We start from the raw sequence: 17,690 nt of genomic DNA, 5'->3' as shown, positions 1-17,690 counted from the left end.
TATCATTATATACTAATTTATTAATTATTAAAAATATTCCATATTAATTATTAATAAAACTTCTCTACTATAATTACTCTATTATTACATCTTCTATTTTCACTGTATCTCCATAGGCTGGTAATAAGGTTTCATTATAAGCTTCTCTTATAGTACCATTTTGCCCTAATGATTTTATTTCTGCATTTACCCATTGTAATAATTCTTCATTTCCTTTTTTAACAGCTGGCGCTATTGTATCTTCCTCTCCTAATGATGATATTCCAACTGTATATCCTGCATTTTCTCTTGCCCATGCAAACAATAATGTATTATCATGAGCTAGCGCAGCTCCCCTATTATCTTTTAATGCTTCAAAAGCTTCTGTGTTATGGTCAAACTTTACTAATTCTATATCTGGATAGTTTTTTGTAAAGTATGCATCAGCTGTTGTTCCCTTATTAACTATAACTTTTTGCCCCTTCAATTGGTCTATTGAAGTTACTTTTGTTCCATCTTGTGATACAATTCCTAATGCAACCTTCATATAAGGATTTGCAAAATCTACTACTTCACGTCTTTCTGGAGTCACTGTGAAGTTTGCTAATATTAAATCAACCTTATTTGATTGCAAAAACTCTACTCTACTCGCAGCTTCTACAAGCACAAATTCTACCTTTGATTCATCTCCAAGTAAATCTTTCGCTAATTTTTTAGCTATAAACACATCATAACCTTGATTTTCCCCATTAGCATCTACGTATCCAAAAGGTGGCTTATCACTAAATACTCCAACTTTAATTGTTCCACGTTCTTTAATAATATCTATTGCACTTTTTTCAGAACTTTTATTTCCACATCCTACAAAAACCCCAACTCCAACTGTTAATATTACTAATAATGATGATACTTTTTTAATTAATTTCATTTTATTTTCCCCCTTATAATATCTCGTCTAGCATATTCTAGACGGATTGTATTTACTTATTTTATACCTTATATTTAAATATATTTAGAAATTGTTTTGCTCTTTCTGATTTTGGATTTTCAAAAAACTCATTTGGATTTGATATTTCGCATATTTTCCCTTTATCCATAAATACAATTCTATCTGCTACTTCTTTAGCAAATTGCATTTCATGAGTAACTATAATCATAGTCATACCATTCTTTGCAAGTTCAAGCATTACATCTAATACTTCTCTTACCATTTCCGGATCTAAGGCTGCTGTAATTTCATCAAACAACATTACCTTAGGGTTCATACACAAGGCTCGTACTATAGCTATTCTTTGTTTTTGTCCTCCAGATAATTGTCTTGGAAAAGATTTTTTTCTATCTTCTAGTCCTATTCTTTTTAATAGCTCCTCGCCTTGCTTTTCTACTTCTTTTTTATCTCTCTTTTGAGCTTTCATAGGCCCAAGTAAAATATTATCTATAACATTCATATGTGGAAATAATTCATAGCTTTGAAATACCATTCCTATTTCCCCTCTAACCTCTTCCCATTTAACATCTTTTCCTATTATTCCTTTGTTTCCAAAAGTTATAGTTCCTTCCTTTATTTCTTCTAAACCATTTAAGCATCTTAAAAAGGTACTTTTACCACAACCTGAAGGTCCAAGTATTACTAAAACCTCTCCTTTATGAACTTCTAAATTAATATCTTCTAAAGCTGTAATATTATCGTAATTTTTTTTCAAATTATCTATTTTTAATAAAATCTCGTTTTCCATAACTATTCCTCCCAATTTTGCTAATTACCCTACCCACTTTTGCTCTAGTTTTCTAGATAAAGCCGAAAGTGGATAACATATTATAAAGTAAAGTATAAATATAAATCCATATACCCAAAATGATGCTGTTGGTGCTTTTAATAATGAAACCTCTATTATTTGTTGACCAACTTTAACTACTTCTACAACTCCAATTAATACTACTAATGAAGTTGTCTTTATCATTCTAGTAGCTAAATTAATGCCCCCTGGAATAATCCGTCTAACCGCTTGTGGTATTAACACATATATATAAATATTAATTTTATTTAATCCAAGTGCAAGAGCTGCTTCTTCTTGGTGTTTTGGTATTGATGTTATTGCACCTCTAACTATATCTCCCATTTCAGCTATTCCCCATAGAGAGAATACTACTATAGAAACTACCTCGCCATTTAAATTAAGATTAAAAGCACTAGCAACTCCAAAGTAAACTATAAATAACCAAACTAAAATTGGTATTATTCTAATTGTTTCTAGGTATATTTTTGAAATAATCTTAACTACTTTAGATTTTGATGTCATTACTACTCCAAATACTAAGCCTAAAATACAAGCAATTATTACTGATATAAAAGCTATTCTCGCTGTTACAAATAACCCTTCAAGTAATCTCATTAAATTATTTCCTTCAAATATAACTCTATAATCCGTATTCAGCATTTCTTGACCTCCTCTCTATCCAAGTTATTAATATAGACATTGGCAATAAAATTATTAAATATGCAATAACTAGCATAAATAGAGCTTCTTTTGTTTTATAATACATTCCTATTAAATCCTTAGCTACAAACATTAAATCTGCTATTGCTATAGCACCAACTATGGAAGTTTCTTTTAACAAAAATAAACAATTTGCTCCTATTGAAGGTATTGCTATTGAAAAAGCTTGTGGAATTATTATATATCTAAAAACTTGAAACTTTGATAATCCTAAACTTATCCCTGATTCTATTTGTGATTTAGGTACTGCCTCAAGCCCTCCCCTAAAACTTTCTGCCATATAACTTCCGCCTAAAAATGATAGTCCTATAACTCCACAGGTAAATCCTGTAATTTTCACTCCAAGCTTAGTTAACCCATAATATAAAAAGAATAATTGAATTAATAATGGCGTATTTCTTGAAACTTCTATATATCCCTTTGCTAACACTCCCAAAACCCTAACTTTAAAATAAATTATATTACTGCATATTACCCCAATAACTATTGACAATATTATTCCAAGGGCTGCTAATGTTAGCGTTAAAATAGTTGCCTCAATATATATAGGTACATTTTTAATAATAAAACTCCAATCCATGCTCTCACTCCTCTTTTGAAATTTGTGTAAATAAAAAAAGCTCTGCCTCTATTAAAAGAGACAAAGCTAAACTTCGTTATTCCACTCTATGCGGGATAAAATTATCCCATTGAATATTGGTACAAACATACCATTTCGCTGTAAGCGGCGATCCGCAAATGCTCTACTAAAAATTTCGAACATCCTACTCCAAAGGGCACTTCATTAATATTCTTGATAGAAGCTCTCAGCTAATCTTCTTCTCTGTAATCTTAAACAATAATTACTTTCCTTCTTCAATGTATTTATTTTATAATATCTTAATTTCATATATCTGTCAATCTATTTATACAGGTTTTGTTTCTTAGTTTTTAATTGACTTTCAATTTTATTCACAACTACGTTTGAATTTCTTTCCCAATTATCTTTTATAAAACTAAAATTGTCTACTAGCGTATCCATTATAATTTGTATCCAAGCTAATACCTTTTTTGTTTGTAATTTTTTTATATCATAGCTTATGCCAATGAGATTTCTACTATAGTCAAACTGCAAATCATTTATTCCATCTAATAGTTTTACCCCTTTAACTAATAGACTTTCATACTGTTCACCCTCACTTTGTATGTTTGTATTATTGTCAAACCTTATTACTAATTGACCTGGGAGATCTCTAATTATTTTGAATCTTAAAAATCTTTTTATCATCATTTCTTTTATACCCAATATTTTATCACCTACTTTTATTTCTTTATTTATCCTATGCTTATTTACAAAAAAGTTGACATAAACAATTAATATTTATCTTCTATACACTTTCTTAATTGTCCGTTATAATATTATTAAACACAAAGATGAATAGATGAGGAGTGATAATATGAATTTCTTTAAAAACACATATGGTTTTGATATGTTTTCAGTTTTCCTAATATTGCTAAGTAGTATATTTAGCATTTGGGATTTTACTAAATATCTAGGATTAGCACTTTTATTTTTCGCTATTTATAGAGCTTTTTCTAAAGATATTTATAGAAGAAAAATGGAACTTAATAAATTTACTAGCTATGCAAATAAACTTTTAGGTAAATTTGGAAAAAAATTACCTAGTTCTGTACCAAACCTAGATTTAAATAGTTTATCAGTAGCTATTAATCAAATTAAACTTTCTATGGCTCAAAAGAGGAAATATAAAATAATCAAATGTCCAAGCTGTAAGCAGAAACTAAGATTACCAAGGAAAAGAGGAAAGATTGTAGTAACATGTAAAAAATGTTCTAATAAATTTGATTCAAGAACTTAGGGAACTCAAAAAAAACATTAGAGAACTAATAAAAGCACTAGTATAAAATAACCACCCTAATACTTAGGTATAATTAAGTTCTACTAGTGCTTTATTTGTTTATTTAGATTTATTCTACAACTTCTAGTAAAAGTTCTGGAGAATCTGTAAACATGCCATCTATGTTCCACTCCACAAACTTTCTCATAGCAATAGGTGAATTAACAGTATATGAGTTAACTTTTATGTTGTTTTTATGACATTCCTCAATAAGTTCTTTTGTAACTAATTGTGCATTTGGATGAATTGCGTCTGCATTAATTTTTTTCGCCATTTTTATTGCATCACAAACCTCATAATATAACATTCCAGTTTTTATATTATGATTTATTTGTTTACACTTTCTAATTGATTCATGATTAAAACTAGATAATATAATCCTATTCTCCATATTATATTTTTCTACTAATTTTATTACATCATTTTCAATTTCACTATAGCTAATAACATCTGTTTTCAACTCTATATTAAGTACTATTTCTACTTCATTCTTAATTAAGTCAAGCACCTCTTCTAATGTTGGAATTTCACATTTATTATTTTCACTAAACATAACTTTTCTATTTTTAAATTTTCTAAGCTCTTTTAATGTAAAATCACAAACTTGTCCTTTTCCCTTAAAAGTACGTTCAATGTCCTCATCATGAATTATAACTAATTTATTATCGCGACTTTTGTGAACATCTAGTTCTAAACCAGTAGCCCCTATTTCTATTGCTTTTTCAAAAGCTAAAATTGTGTTTTCAGGATAATCTGAACTTGCCCCTCTATGTGCAAAAACTATCATTAGAAATCCTCCTATATATCTATTTATTTCTATATCACTAACCTAAGGCATCATAAAATAAATAGCAGCCTATTATCCTTGATTATTTATTTTATAATGTCTAAATCCAATACTAATAAATCTTTTCTCTCATATCTATTATGCCCTTGTAACCCTTTTTTATATTTCCAACATTTAATAGCATCTGCTAATAACTTTCCTTTATTATCATTAAAAAAATCTCTAATATAAGTGTTATATTCAAATTGACTGTCAATTTTTGTTGCCGCTACTTTCTTTTTCTCTTGTATATTATAGTAGGCATCCACAGCTCTTGAATATGTTTTTCCTGTATTAGATTTTAACCATTTTTGAAATATCACATTAAATGAAAATCCACTTCCAATAACCTCTTTAAAGAAAGCTCTATGTTTCTCTGAACACACAAAATTTTCTTCAATAACACTCTCCAATGTGATTTTACCAATATCAACTGTTACTTTCTTATTATTTGTAACCCTTAATTTTTTACCAGTATCCAAAAAGCAATAAATTCGTTCTGTTAATGACTCTTTCCCTCCAGTTGATTGCAGTCCTACTTGTTTACAAAACAACAGCAACTCTTCTTTTAAATAATAATATGATTTAAATGTCTCGCCATCTAACTCACTGCTTAATATAGGTCTAGTTCTCATTTTATCCATCCTTTTGTCGTTTTTTATCTTTATTAGCCCTTGTTTTTTGTATAACATATTCAATTGTTACCCCATAAGCAACTAAAATAATACAATCATAGACCAATATCTTTGATTTTTTCATATAAGAATGTCCTTTTCATAAAATACTAATGTAAGTTTATCATTTATAACTTTAGTTTCTCCAGTTTTTTTATAACCTACCTTCTCATACAAATAACAATTTCCCTCTTCCTGTAATATTGTATCTAATCCCCATATTTTTGTATAATAATATATCTCTTCAACCATATTAAAAACCTTTTGAGCAACTCCTCTTCCTTGATATTCTGGCAATATAAAAATAGGACTGATACGATAGTGCTTATTATCCATTTTAACTATTCTAATACACCCAATAGATATATTATCGCAATTAACAATATAGTAATCTGTAAAAGGCTGTTTTATTCTATTAATTATTTTTTCTAATGGTTCATTTCCAGGGTTAGTCTCAAAATCCTCATATTTATTCAATAATGTACTAAATGATTCAATTTGCATCTTATGGATAACTTCTGAGTCCTTTAACTTTGCTTTTACTAAAGATATATTCATAAGTTTATTCCCCCAACCATTATTTCATGTACATTATAACTAAATCTTCAACTATATATATTATCAATCGATACTCTATTTTACTCATTTAACAAACTATTATATAGCTATATCATCTATAGTTGTATTTTGAAATCTCCAAAATCAAAAGTTCCACTGCCATGTTCTAATAAATTATTTTTTTCTATTAATATAAACGAATTTTGAATTTGCCTTATAATATCTAACTTTAAGTCTAACTCATTATGACCTGGTAAAATTTTTGTTATATTATTCAAGCAACATATTTTCTCAATAGATTTTTTAAATTCTATAGGATTCGTACTTGGATAAAATATATAAAGTGTTCCTAGATATATTAAATCCCCAGTATATAAGTAACCTTTTTCTTCCTCAAAGAGACAAATATGCCCTGGTGAATGTCCTGGTGTATGTAATACTCTTACTTTTCTTGAACCAATATCTATAATATAATTATCCTTCAATATTTTCGTTGATTCATCTTTATAAACGGTATATTTTTTTATATCAAACTTTTTAGGTGTTTCTTTACTAAACGGCTCCTTAACTATGCTATTTCTTATTACTTCAATTGGTATTGGCAGCCCTCTTTTAAGCCATTCTGCATCATCCTCATGTATATAAATATCTTTAAAATATTTATGCCCGCCTATATGATCCCAGTGACAATGAGTAGTAATGACTTTAACTGGTAGACTAGTTAATTTATCAACTTCATTTTTTATATTTCCTATACCTAACCCAGTGTCTATTAAAAGTGCATATTTAGTTCCAATTAAAAGATAGGAGTGTACTTTTTCCCAATGTCCATATTCACTTATGGCAAATGTCATATCATCAATTTTTTCAATAGTAAACCAATTATACATCTCTACTCTCCGCCTATTCTACATTATAATTAATATCATTCAGATAATTTTTTTAAATCAACATACTATCTATCCTAGTATTTTTTATTAATTCTTATATACTATCCCCTTACACATGGTTTTCTTATTACATTTAGGACAATATAAATTTTTATAATTCACTCCAGAATTAACCCCTATAATATTTTCTTTTAGTGTTATTCTAAATTTTTCTCCACACTTGTCACAGACCCACATATAACCACTAGTACTCCAATGCATAACTATTAATATCCCAATAAAAAGACAAATCAAGCTTATAATACATACTACTATATTTAATATAGCTCCTATAAATACTAATATTAAGGATACTATGCTTAACGAAACTCCAAATATTAGATATCCTTTATTTTTCATTATAATCACTCCTATATACCGTGTACCTTAAACTATTTATTAACCATATTTTTTTAATATTTCAGATTAATTTCCTTCTCCATAATATAACTACATTCATATTTATCCATAGGATTTTCAATTCTTACAATATGAAATCCACACTTATTCACATAAAAATTATGGTTCCTTTTTGAGAAACCTGGAGTATCTGTACACCATTTAATTGTATTTGGATATTCTTCTTCTATAAATCTCCAAACTCTTTTTCCAAGCCCCTTATTTTGAAGACTTACATCAATAAAAATATTACCTAAGAAATTAATTTTAGTTTCGTTATTTATCCATAATATTACACAACCTATTGCCGTTCCCTCTAATGATATTTTGTATGAAGTAGCCTCTTTACTTAATCCATATTCTCGCAGAAAATCACCATTATCATACCCTGGTGGTCCACCTTTTGGCTCATTAAGATGTATTCTTGCATCTTCATCAAAAGATTTCTCCATAATTGGTGTTAATATTTCTATATCCTTCTCTTCTAATAACTCAAACTTTAACATATCAAATTCTTTCCTCCTCCACAAAATATATATTATTCTACAGAAATCTTTCTTAACAGTATCCCGGTTACTATAATAAGTGCAATGGTTATTAAAATAATAGGTAACATTAATTTAAAATCAATATAGCTACTAGTCATTAGTTTCATTGATTGTGTAGCAGGTAATATTTCACTAACTTTTTGGAAAACCTTTGGTAAAAGTGCCGAATCAAACATAATTCCTGATAACATTATTGATGGCAGAAATACAAGTTGTGAAATCATTGTTAACTTTGATGTATTTTTAATTAATAACCCTAAAATTGTTCCAATTAATAATGAAGTAATTATACAAAGGACTAGTAAGATAAAATATACTAGCACATTATCTGAAATCTTAGCTTTAAATATAATTGGAGCAATTGCAAATATTATTATGAAACTTATAGATATATGGATAAATGCTGATATAAAGTTACTTACTGCTGCTACCCATAATGGAATGTTTCCAACTTTATATACCTTCTTTGTCTCACTTCTATAAAGGTTTATTAGTGGCGTTGGTGATCCCATCACTGCTGCCATAGTAACTGTAAATATGCTCATTGACTGAATTAATGTATTTTTTGACTCCGGATTAATTGAAGAAAATACCCCTCCCATAAATAGAAAAAATACTAATGGTATTATATAATATACAAGTAAAATTCCCTTATTTCTAAAATCTAATTTCCATTGTAACCCCACATTATACATAAATGCTTCCATTAACATTTTACCTCCTGTGATATTTCCATAAATTTATCCTCTAAGGTTGGACGTTCTATTTTAATATCAATAATATTATTATCATTACCTTTAATATTTTCCAAAAGTTAAAATAACCCTTCTTGTACATTAGATGTGGAATAAATACTATAATCACTTTCTTCATTTATTAATTTTATATATTTAAAAGAACTATTACTAATTGGCTTTAATGTTTTAACATAAATGTTGACCACATTATTATAAATTGATGTTATTTCTTCAGTAGTACCTGTAAATACAATTGTCCCACCCTTTAAAATAGCTATTCTATCACATAAAGCTTCTACTTCTGCCATATCATGACTAGCCAGAATAATGGTCTTACCTTGTTTCTTTAAATCTCTAATAGCTTGATGCAGGGCTATTCTACCCTCAACATCTAATCCTGCTGTTGGCTCATCTAAGAAAATCACCTTAGGGTCATTTACTAGAGCTAACGCTAAATGTAATCTTCGTTTTTGCCCTGTTGATAATTGCTCATACTGCTTATTTTTTATACTAATAAGTCCAAATGTATTTAGTAATTCCAAATTCACCTTAACCTTGTTCCATTTTTAAAAAAGCTTTAAGGCTTCTAATACAGTTATATTATTATTTAATGATGTAGACTCTAATTGCACCCCTATATTCTTTCTAACTTCTCTACTACTAGGAAAGTGTCCCATAATAGAAATTTCTCCCGAATCATATTTTAGAATACCTTCTATACAAGATAATATAGTTGTCTTACCAGCTCCATTCACCCCGAGAAGAGCAAAGATTTCCCCATTTTCCACAGTAAAACTAACTCCCTTAAGAACGGTATTATCCCCATAGATCTTCACAATATTTTTCACTTGTAATAACGCAGACTTTAATTCATCAACTTCTTTCATAGTTTATCTTTAGTGAGAGAGTGCATTATAAGTACCAAACCCTCACTAAACCTATCCCACTTTCATTTTATACGCTTTTTACTGTATAATATGTTATTAGTTCATTTTATACGAATATTATGACTCATTACCCTAACAAGCCATTCATTAATTAATGAATTAAATAGTTCTTCATGTTCTATCTGCAAACTATGTCCTGATCTATCCATCACAGCAAAAGTTGCTCTAGGAAAGTTTGATAAGATATTCCAAGCATCCTCATAACCAACACAATTGTCTTGTCTCCCTAACAATATAAGAACAGGTTTATCAAATTTATTATTTAACTTATCTACATCTAAGGAAAAAGCGTAACCATTTCGTTGAACGTTTTGTAAGAACTTACCATCTGCAATTTTTACACCTGCCATTATTTCATTTTGATATCTTTCATAGATTTTTTCACTTTGAACTACTGCCCCAGAATTAAAATCTTCAGCATCCTCTGGTGTCAGTTTAGATAATAAATTATTATCCTTTACTAAAATAATATGTTCAGGAACATTTCGTTTGTTATAATCTGCTATTATAACTGGACAAATTAATAAAGCACCATCTACCCTATCTGTCATTTTATAGATTACTCCTCTTGCCAGATATCCCCCATATGACTGACTTGCAAGTAGAAAATTTTCATTGGGAATGATTTTTTCGATAAACCCAATTACAATATCAAGTAGAGTATCAGAGTTATTAATCCATTCTGCACTCTCTGATTTGCCCATACCTGGCAAGTCAATATATATTCTTTTATATCTATCTTTATCGCTAAATATAGGTTCCATACATCCAACCATTACCCTGTGGTCTACATAATAGCCATGCAACATAATAATCGGCTTTCCTTCACCTATTATTTCATAATTTATAGATATATTATTAATCCTACATTCCATTCTTTATCTTTAGTGAGAGAGAGTGCATTATAAGTACCAAACCCTCACTAAACCTATCCCCCTTTCATTTTATATACTTTTTAATGTATAATATGACTTAACTTTATAATGATAAAGTTAATATTGCTCATTAGCTTAATATAGATTGAATCAAATCCTTTTTAGTTTTACAATATTCCTTGCTTTCTTGAGACATTTTATTATAGCTTCTTTCAAGTTTACTTTTAGCCAGTGAGCAACCATTCTTTCTAATCCATGTGCAATCATTGGAACTATAATATTACCTGATATACTATAAAGAATCCCAACCCAAATCGAAAACCAAATTGATGCAATAACTTCTGGCATTATTTTCTTTGTGACTTTTCTACCACATATGAATTCTTGTACAATAATAAATTGTACCCATATCAATGAATTCAAAACTATTGCTAGTGTCATTGAACCATAAATGATTGTATTAACATTTAAAATCACAAACATATTCTGAACTAATAATCTTTGTGGTATCTCCATTGATGCTCCATCTAGGAAATCAACTAACCTAAATAGTTTCTCTGTTCTATCTGTGTTTTTCCAATATACAATAACCGAAGTTGGTATTATAGTAATCAACATAAGTACTATATTATCCCAATTAACTAACCTACTTACTTCAAATATTTCTATTTTAGATTTATTAAAAAACCAAATTACTATAAAAATCAACAAACTCCCTAACTGAAAAGAATATGGATTTATCAACTTACCTCTGTTAATTTTATTAGTAATGTTATTAGTTAATACAGTTATTCCAAAAATAAGACTAATTAAAATAGAAATCAAAATATACTTTAAGATTATACTACCTATCATCATTTACCCCTTATAATATTTTTTCAATTATCATTTACATTGAAAATTTCTCCATTTTGTAAATGTACCAATTTAGTTAGTAATTTCTCTAATTTTATTTGGTTGCTCCGTTCACTCATAGATATTTTAGAGTTAATAATTTTAAATCTTGGAACAATATCTAGATGCATTGGTATAAAGTATTTTTGAAATAATGTTTGCGATTTTTTAACTGATATTAAAATTGTTTTTCAAAAACATATGATTTTTCTCCATCTTCATATATTTTTTCACCAGTTAATATAAATCCACATTTTTCTCTATAAAAATAATGATTCCGCTTTGAGTATTCAGGTGTTTCAACGTTCCATTTTTTAGCCGTTCTATAAGTCTCCTCAACATGTTGCCATGTTAACTTACCTAAACTTTTATTTTTATAATTAGGATCTATAAATAACATATCTAAATAAAATGTCTCATTATCCCCTTCATAAATTGTATAAGCACCTACAACTTCATTTTTATAAAGTATTTTCATACTAGTATTTCTAATATTTTCATTTAATTTCTTAATTAAGCTTCCATCATTATAACCTTTTGGTCCATCTTCTTTTAGCTTTGTATGCATACTTGTATCCTCATTAAAAGCCCTAGTCATAATATCAGTTAATTTTTCATAATCATCTACTATAATTTTTGAAAATATAATATTTTCAATCATCAAACTCCTCCTTACAGTGCTTAATTCCTTACCCAATAACCCCCTCTATTTCTTTATCTTCACATTTTCCAGTTTCTACTGATAATAAAACTTTTTTATATAACAATACCGGTATTATAACCATAATTCCTGATATCGGGAATATTATAGTTGCTGGCATTATATCAAATAATATTCCAAAAATCATACTACTAAAAGGTATTGCCGCCATAGAAATAGTTCCTAAAACTGTTCCAACCCTCCCCATGTAATCTAGTGGTACAATTTTTTTGAAAAAGTGTTCCTATAAATATATTTGCTATTCCAATAAATAAACATAATAAAGATATTATTACCAGAAGAAGACTATATGGTGGAAGGTTACTTGCAAAGCTATCTTTAAATGGACCAAAGATTACCACTGAAAAAAGTGTAGTTATTATTCCTACTGCTAATAGGCTTTGATAAATATTCTTTCCTACTGAATATTTTTTTCCCAAATAACTCGTTGTAAAACTTGCTATAATCATTGCTACTACACCAACGGATTCTGCTAATCCGAATTGAAAGTCTGAAACTACTAAAATCCTTTTACATATATATACTGTACCTATTGTAAAAGACCCAAGTGCAAAATTTAGCATCATAGCTAAAGTTGTTATTGCTAAAATAGATTTGTTTTTTACTGAAAACTTTATTCCATCAGAAAAATCTTTCCAAAACAAGTTCAACGATGGTTCCTCTTTCATGTTGTTTGTTTTCGGAATTTTTAGGAAGCACTCTGAGAATGCTGAAACAAAGAAACTTATTGCATTTATAACAAATATAATTTTTAATCCAACTAGCCCATAAAGTATCCCCGCAAGCAATGGTGCTAACACATTTCCAAGAGACATTATAAGTGAATTTATTGAATTCACTTATATTAAATCATCTTTTTTAGTTATTGTTGGAATAATTGTTTGGATAGTTGGTTGAAATAGTGTTGAAATAAGTGAAAGAGTTATTGCTAAAATATAAATATATCCTATTGGCATTTGTCCAGTTATAAAATATATTACTGCAAAAGTTGATACTACCACCCCACTTAATATGTCTAGGCTAATTATTATTTTCTTTCTATCAAACCAATCAACAAAAACGCCTGCAAATGGCCCAAGTATTAACTGTGGAATCATTGTAACTGCAAGTATTGATGCAAATTTTGTAGCTGACCCTGTTGTTGCAAGGACAAATAGGGATAATGCAAATGTCTGCATTGAACTACCTACTAGTGATGTTATTTTCCCAAACATTAAAAGTGAAAAGTTTTTATCTTTTAAAATTTTAAAATTCATTATTTAACCCCAATCATTAATTTAATTATTACTTAATTTCACATTATATAATAATTATAACATTATTTTTAATATTTATTACAATTTTTTCAAAAGTAAAATCACTGATTACTATTATATTAATACGCAGAAAAAATCTCCGGAACATTACGTTCCAGAGATTTTATATTTATTATATTCTTTTATAATATAAATATTATTAAATTTATATCTTATTGTTCTTTTGTAAAAATTGATATTAAATCTTTTATTTTTACTCTATTTCCGGTGTGTAATATCACTACTGAATATACTCTTACTGTAAATAACATTAATAACACAATTGTAACTATTAATATTATTAATCCAATTATTATTTGTGACATTTCTGCATTACCAGCTAAAATTGCTGATGGAATATAAAATGGTGATGAAAAAGGTATATATGCAGCTGCTGTTGCAACAGCTTTACTACCATGTGCTATTACCGCTGCATACGCTAAGTAAAAACCAAATATACCAACTAAAGTTACAGGCATCATAGCCATCTGTAAATCTTCTAACTTACTAACCGTAGCCCCAACTAATGCATTTAAAATTGAATATAATACATATCCTAGTATAAAGAATACTATAACAGCTATCATTTGCATAAGTGGTATTTTAGCTATTATACCTGTAATATCTATAGCTTTTGCACCCTCAAAAATTAATTTTTGTGCAAGTTGCCCACTTATTTTTAACGATAGAATCACTGTTAATATTATAGTTGCAAATTGTGAAATTGCTAACAATCCCATTCCTACACATTTCCCTACCAAAAGTTCCATAGCTTTTGTTGATGTAAGCAAAAGTTCCATTACTCTTGATGTTTTTTCTGCTACTATTGAATTTGCAACCCAATATCCATAAAAGTAGATAATATAGAATAATAAAAAGCACGCAACCATTGGTAATATAGTCTTCATTATTCTTTCTTCCATTGTAATTGTTGCATCTTTAGCCTCTAAAATATCAGTTCCAATCGGTGCCATAACATTTTGCAATGCTTCAGGGTTTACACCTGCCCCTATTAATCTACCAGCATCTAAAGAAGATGAAACTGCCTCTACTAGCACTTTAGCATCAGCCTTTACAATTTTATCATTACCAGGCTTTAGAAGTTCTACTGAATATCCAAGTTCACCTTTAGATACAAAAATATATACCATATTTTCTTCAGTATCTTTAAGCTTTTCGCTTGCAATTTCCTTACTATCTGATGTATTTACAAGGTCTAAATCTTTAAAAGAATTTTTAATATCATTTGAAATATCTATATTTAATCCTGAATTATCATTATAATATGCAGTATTAATTTTAAATTCTGTTTCTTCACTATTAACAATTTCTTTATTATTAGCTTTTTTGTCTTGTATAGCTGGAATAATATTAACTAAAGACGTCATAATAGCTACTGCTAATAAAATAATAATTGTTGATACTTTAAAAGATTTCCCTTTTACTTGCTGCGTTATTGTAAACTTAACAACTTTCCAAAATTTTCTCAAATCCATTATTGTCCACCAACCTTTTCTATGAATATTTCATGTAAACTTGGCTCTCTTAATTCAAATTTTACAAGAGATATATTTTCATCAGTTATTCTTTTTAATAACCTATTAACTTCCTCTTGGCTTTTCACCATTAAATTTATTTCCTCAGCATTTTCACTTTCAATTTCCATATTACATTCTTTTATTAAATGTTTAATATCTTCATCACATTTAACTAATAACCTGTTTCTTCCATAGCCTTTTTTAATCTCTTTCAAATTACCTTGTAATATTGTTTTTCCTTTATTTAATATTAGAAGATTTTCGCAAAACTCTTCTATTGTATTCATTTGATGACTAGACATTATAATATATTTTCCTTTACTAATTTGTTCTTTAATAACTTCTTTAAAAAGATCAGTATTAACAGGATCTAATCCACTTAATGGCTCATCTAAAATTAATAATGATGGATTAGAAATAAGAGCTGCAATAAATTGTATTTTTTGTTGATTTCCTTTTGATAGTTGGTCTGCTTTTTTATTTTTATACTCCGTTGCTTCTAATCTTTCAAGCCAATAATCAATACTTTTTATAGCATCAGCTTTAGACATCCCTTTAAGTTCTCCAAAATAAACCAACTGATCTATAATTGAGAATTTAGCATAAATTCCACGTTCCTCTGCAAGATACCCTGTTGAAACTGTATTTGGAGTGTACTTTTCTCCATTCCACGTAACTGTTCCCCCATCTTTATTAATCATTCCAAGTATCATACGGATAGTAGTTGTTTTACCTGCACCATTAGTTCCAAGTAACCCAAAAACTCCTGGTTTATCAATTGAAAAACTTAAATTATCTACAACTTTATTTTCTCCGTAATTTTTATTTAAATTTGTAACTGTTAAAGCCATTTTTTCTCCCCCTCATTTATTAATATATTTAAACTAATCCAATTCAATGTAGAGTGCACTTCCATTTAACATTTTAATACATCCATTATTGAATTGTTTTATTAGTATTCTACTTCGCCTGTTTTTTTTACGATCTTTTTTAGTCTAGTAGTTGTAAATAAAATTAATATACAAACTAATCCAATTAACAATATTGGAAAAATAGATATAGAATTATCATTAAGCTTTCCTATAATCATATTTGTTAGAATTACAAGTTCTAACACAAAGCAACCTAAAATCAAATAATGATATTTTTTTAGCCATTTTAGTTCTTCCGTCGGATTATTATATAATTCTACACTCTTGTAATTTTCTTTTTCACCAGTGTATTTAAAGTAGTTAAAATACCTCATCTTGCTTATATATTCAAATCCATATTCTCTATAAAGCTTGTAATATTCCTCTATATCATATATTTTTTCTTTAAAATCTATTCTGTATATTACATCTTCACATGTATCCTTTTTAAAGGTATATAAACATAAGAACTTTACATTTTTAAAATGAAGCCCCTTATTTGCCATTTCATTTAGCCATTCTTCTTCTTTGTGAATGTCAAAAATATAAAATAATTTAAAAACTCTTTTTAAATCACTCACTTTCATTTACCCCCAATAATATTTTAGACTCTCTTAAAAGTTTCTCCAATCTCACTAATTCTAATTTAACTACTTCACTACCTAAAGTACTTAAAATATAGTTTTTCTTTTTATCCTCATTCATTACTGAGCTCACAGTTGAAATTAAATTATCCTTGCTTAATTTACTTAATGCACCATAAAGAGTTCCAGGTGCAAGTAGAATTCTTCCTTCTGTAACATCAGAAACCTGTTGCATAATGCCATACCCATGTAAAGGCCTACTTAGCGAACATAAAATTAAATAAGTTGTCTCAGTTAATGGCAGAAACTGTATAGCTTCCTTTGACATAACATCACCTCACACACAACATCGTTATGCGTTATATCGCACTCCGATACTATCTATAAAATATTATATCCTATTTTGGAAAATATGTACATAGTTTTTTATGGAAATATATAAATAATTTCAAACGCAAAAAAATGCCACCTTTCGGTGACATTAATATGTTATTTACTTATGTGGCTTTTTGCAACTTCTACTAAGTCAGCAAATGCCTTTGGATCATTTATAGCTATTTCTGATAACATTTTTCTGTTGATATCTATATTAGCTAACTTCATTCCGTTCATGAATTTTGAGTATGAAAGATCATTAATTCTTGTAGCAGCGTTTATTCTAGCTATCCATAAACTTCTGAAATCTCTCTTCTTTAATCTTCTACCCACGTATGCGTTTCTTAAAGCTCTAATTACTGATTCATTAGCAGTTTTGAATAGTCTGCTTTTTCCACCATAATAACCCTTTGCAGCTTTTAAAACCTTTTTATGGTTTTTACGACTGTTGACGGCTCTTTTAACTCTTGCCATGTTTCAATTCCTCCTATATACATATCTATT

General features: G+C 28.3%; 25 protein-coding genes, 1 pseudogene and 1 other annotated feature. Of the genes and pseudogenes, 1 reads left to right on the top strand and 25 read right to left on the bottom strand.

Features of this window, described 5'->3' with window-relative positions; translation table 11 throughout:
• Positions 1 to 73 precede the first annotated feature (73 nt).
• The 5 genes from BLS77_RS14130 to BLS77_RS14110 form a co-directional block, all read right to left on the bottom strand.
• The gene (locus tag BLS77_RS14130; protein WP_089971229.1) at positions 74 to 907 is read right to left on the bottom strand and encodes a cysteine ABC transporter substrate-binding protein; all 834 of its coding nucleotides are present in this window, start codon (positions 905 to 907) and stop codon (positions 74 to 76) included.
• A 61-nt stretch (positions 908 to 968) separates the two neighbouring features.
• Positions 969 to 1,715 (bottom strand): amino acid ABC transporter ATP-binding protein, encoded by a 747-nt coding sequence (locus tag BLS77_RS14125; RefSeq protein WP_089971227.1) that lies wholly within the window; start codon positions 1,713 to 1,715, stop codon positions 969 to 971.
• 24 nt (positions 1,716 to 1,739) lie between these two features.
• Positions 1,740 to 2,417 (bottom strand): amino acid ABC transporter permease, encoded by a 678-nt coding sequence (locus BLS77_RS14120; protein WP_089971224.1) that lies wholly within the window; start codon positions 2,415 to 2,417, stop codon positions 1,740 to 1,742.
• Complete coding sequence (locus tag BLS77_RS14115; protein WP_089971221.1) at positions 2,398 to 3,057, bottom strand: amino acid ABC transporter permease; 660 nt, start codon at positions 3,055 to 3,057, stop codon at positions 2,398 to 2,400. The genes BLS77_RS14120 and BLS77_RS14115 overlap by 20 nt, the downstream gene beginning before the upstream one ends.
• 53 nt (positions 3,058 to 3,110) lie before the next feature.
• Positions 3,111 to 3,345, bottom strand: a binding site (T-box leader).
• A 33-nt stretch (positions 3,346 to 3,378) separates the two neighbouring features.
• Entirely contained in the window at positions 3,379 to 3,762 is a 384-nt protein-coding gene (locus BLS77_RS14110; protein ID WP_089971218.1) for a hypothetical protein, read from the bottom strand.
• A gap of 151 nt (positions 3,763 to 3,913) precedes the next feature.
• Here BLS77_RS14110 and BLS77_RS14105 point away from each other — a divergent pair, with 151 nt between their 5' ends.
• Complete coding sequence (locus BLS77_RS14105) at positions 3,914 to 4,336, top strand: zinc ribbon domain-containing protein (RefSeq protein WP_089971215.1); 423 nt, start codon at positions 3,914 to 3,916, stop codon at positions 4,334 to 4,336.
• 109 nt (positions 4,337 to 4,445) lie between these two features.
• Here the strand turns inward: BLS77_RS14105 and BLS77_RS14100 are convergent, their stop codons facing one another.
• The 20 genes and pseudogenes from BLS77_RS14100 to rplT all read right to left on the bottom strand — a co-directional run bounded on the left by BLS77_RS14100 (position 4,446) and on the right by rplT (position 17,660).
• Positions 4,446 to 5,162, bottom strand: a complete 717-nt coding sequence (locus BLS77_RS14100) for a glycerophosphodiester phosphodiesterase (protein WP_089971212.1) — start codon at positions 5,160 to 5,162, stop codon at positions 4,446 to 4,448.
• An 86-nt stretch (positions 5,163 to 5,248) separates the two neighbouring features.
• Positions 5,249 to 5,836 carry a DUF6434 domain-containing protein gene (locus tag BLS77_RS14095; protein ID WP_089971209.1) on the bottom strand — a complete coding sequence of 196 codons (588 nt, stop codon included), beginning with the start codon at positions 5,834 to 5,836 and terminating at the stop codon, positions 5,249 to 5,251.
• 1 nt (position 5,837) lies between these two features.
• Positions 5,838 to 5,960 carry a hypothetical protein gene (locus tag BLS77_RS20590; RefSeq protein ID WP_278336673.1) on the bottom strand — a complete coding sequence of 41 codons (123 nt, stop codon included), beginning with the start codon at positions 5,958 to 5,960 and terminating at the stop codon, positions 5,838 to 5,840.
• A complete protein-coding gene (locus BLS77_RS14090) occupies positions 5,957 to 6,433 on the bottom strand; it encodes a GNAT family N-acetyltransferase (protein ID WP_089971206.1) in 477 nt (158 codons plus the stop codon). The genes BLS77_RS20590 and BLS77_RS14090 overlap by 4 nt, the downstream gene beginning before the upstream one ends.
• Positions 6,434 to 6,549: 116 nt before the next feature.
• Positions 6,550 to 7,323, bottom strand: a complete 774-nt coding sequence (locus BLS77_RS14085) for an MBL fold metallo-hydrolase (RefSeq protein WP_089971204.1) — start codon at positions 7,321 to 7,323, stop codon at positions 6,550 to 6,552.
• 87 nt (positions 7,324 to 7,410) lie between these two features.
• Entirely contained in the window at positions 7,411 to 7,722 is a 312-nt protein-coding gene (locus BLS77_RS14080) for a hypothetical protein (RefSeq protein ID WP_089971201.1), read from the bottom strand.
• A gap of 53 nt (positions 7,723 to 7,775) precedes the next feature.
• On the bottom strand, positions 7,776 to 8,267 hold the full coding sequence (locus tag BLS77_RS14075) for a GNAT family N-acetyltransferase (RefSeq protein WP_089971197.1): 492 nt from the start codon (positions 8,265 to 8,267) through the stop codon (positions 7,776 to 7,778).
• A 32-nt stretch (positions 8,268 to 8,299) separates the two neighbouring features.
• Positions 8,300 to 9,016 (bottom strand): ABC transporter permease, encoded by a 717-nt coding sequence (locus BLS77_RS14070; protein WP_089971468.1) that lies wholly within the window; start codon positions 9,014 to 9,016, stop codon positions 8,300 to 8,302.
• 107 nt (positions 9,017 to 9,123) lie between these two features.
• Positions 9,124 to 9,933, bottom strand: a pseudogene (locus BLS77_RS14065) (ABC transporter ATP-binding protein).
• A 101-nt stretch (positions 9,934 to 10,034) separates the two neighbouring features.
• Entirely contained in the window at positions 10,035 to 10,868 is an 834-nt protein-coding gene (locus tag BLS77_RS14060; protein ID WP_089971193.1) for an alpha/beta fold hydrolase, read from the bottom strand.
• 150 nt (positions 10,869 to 11,018) lie between these two features.
• Positions 11,019 to 11,723, bottom strand: coding sequence for a hypothetical protein (locus BLS77_RS19950; RefSeq protein ID WP_089971190.1), 705 nt, complete (start codon positions 11,721 to 11,723; stop codon positions 11,019 to 11,021).
• 217 nt (positions 11,724 to 11,940) lie between these two features.
• On the bottom strand, positions 11,941 to 12,423 hold the full coding sequence (locus tag BLS77_RS14050) for a GNAT family N-acetyltransferase (protein ID WP_089971187.1): 483 nt from the start codon (positions 12,421 to 12,423) through the stop codon (positions 11,941 to 11,943).
• A 28-nt stretch (positions 12,424 to 12,451) separates the two neighbouring features.
• Entirely contained in the window at positions 12,452 to 12,634 is a 183-nt protein-coding gene (locus BLS77_RS14045; protein WP_089971182.1) for a hypothetical protein, read from the bottom strand.
• Positions 12,615 to 13,322, bottom strand: a complete 708-nt coding sequence (locus tag BLS77_RS14040) for an MFS transporter (RefSeq protein ID WP_089971178.1) — start codon at positions 13,320 to 13,322, stop codon at positions 12,615 to 12,617. The genes BLS77_RS14045 and BLS77_RS14040 overlap by 20 nt, the downstream gene beginning before the upstream one ends.
• Complete coding sequence (locus BLS77_RS14035; protein ID WP_089971174.1) at positions 13,323 to 13,739, bottom strand: MFS transporter; 417 nt, start codon at positions 13,737 to 13,739, stop codon at positions 13,323 to 13,325.
• Between the two features lie 212 nt (positions 13,740 to 13,951).
• The gene (locus BLS77_RS14030) at positions 13,952 to 15,274 is read right to left on the bottom strand and encodes an ABC transporter permease (protein WP_089971171.1); all 1,323 of its coding nucleotides are present in this window, start codon (positions 15,272 to 15,274) and stop codon (positions 13,952 to 13,954) included.
• Positions 15,274 to 16,167, bottom strand: coding sequence for an ABC transporter ATP-binding protein (locus BLS77_RS14025; RefSeq protein WP_089971168.1), 894 nt, complete (start codon positions 16,165 to 16,167; stop codon positions 15,274 to 15,276). Before BLS77_RS14025 ends, BLS77_RS14030 begins: the two co-directional genes overlap by 1 nt.
• 101 nt (positions 16,168 to 16,268) lie before the next feature.
• On the bottom strand, positions 16,269 to 16,808 hold the full coding sequence (locus tag BLS77_RS14020; protein ID WP_175490866.1) for a DUF2812 domain-containing protein: 540 nt from the start codon (positions 16,806 to 16,808) through the stop codon (positions 16,269 to 16,271).
• On the bottom strand, positions 16,801 to 17,139 hold the full coding sequence (locus BLS77_RS14015) for a PadR family transcriptional regulator (protein ID WP_089971160.1): 339 nt from the start codon (positions 17,137 to 17,139) through the stop codon (positions 16,801 to 16,803). Before BLS77_RS14015 ends, BLS77_RS14020 begins: the two co-directional genes overlap by 8 nt.
• Before the next feature lie 161 nt (positions 17,140 to 17,300).
• On the bottom strand, positions 17,301 to 17,660 hold the full coding sequence (gene rplT / locus BLS77_RS14010; protein ID WP_089971157.1) for a 50S ribosomal protein L20: 360 nt from the start codon (positions 17,658 to 17,660) through the stop codon (positions 17,301 to 17,303).
• Positions 17,661 to 17,690 lie beyond the last annotated feature (30 nt).

The organism is Clostridium gasigenes, assembly GCF_900104115.1.
Lineage (GTDB): Bacteria > Bacillota > Clostridia > Clostridiales > Clostridiaceae > Clostridium > Clostridium gasigenes.
This window is presented reverse-complemented; position numbering and strand designations above follow the sequence as displayed.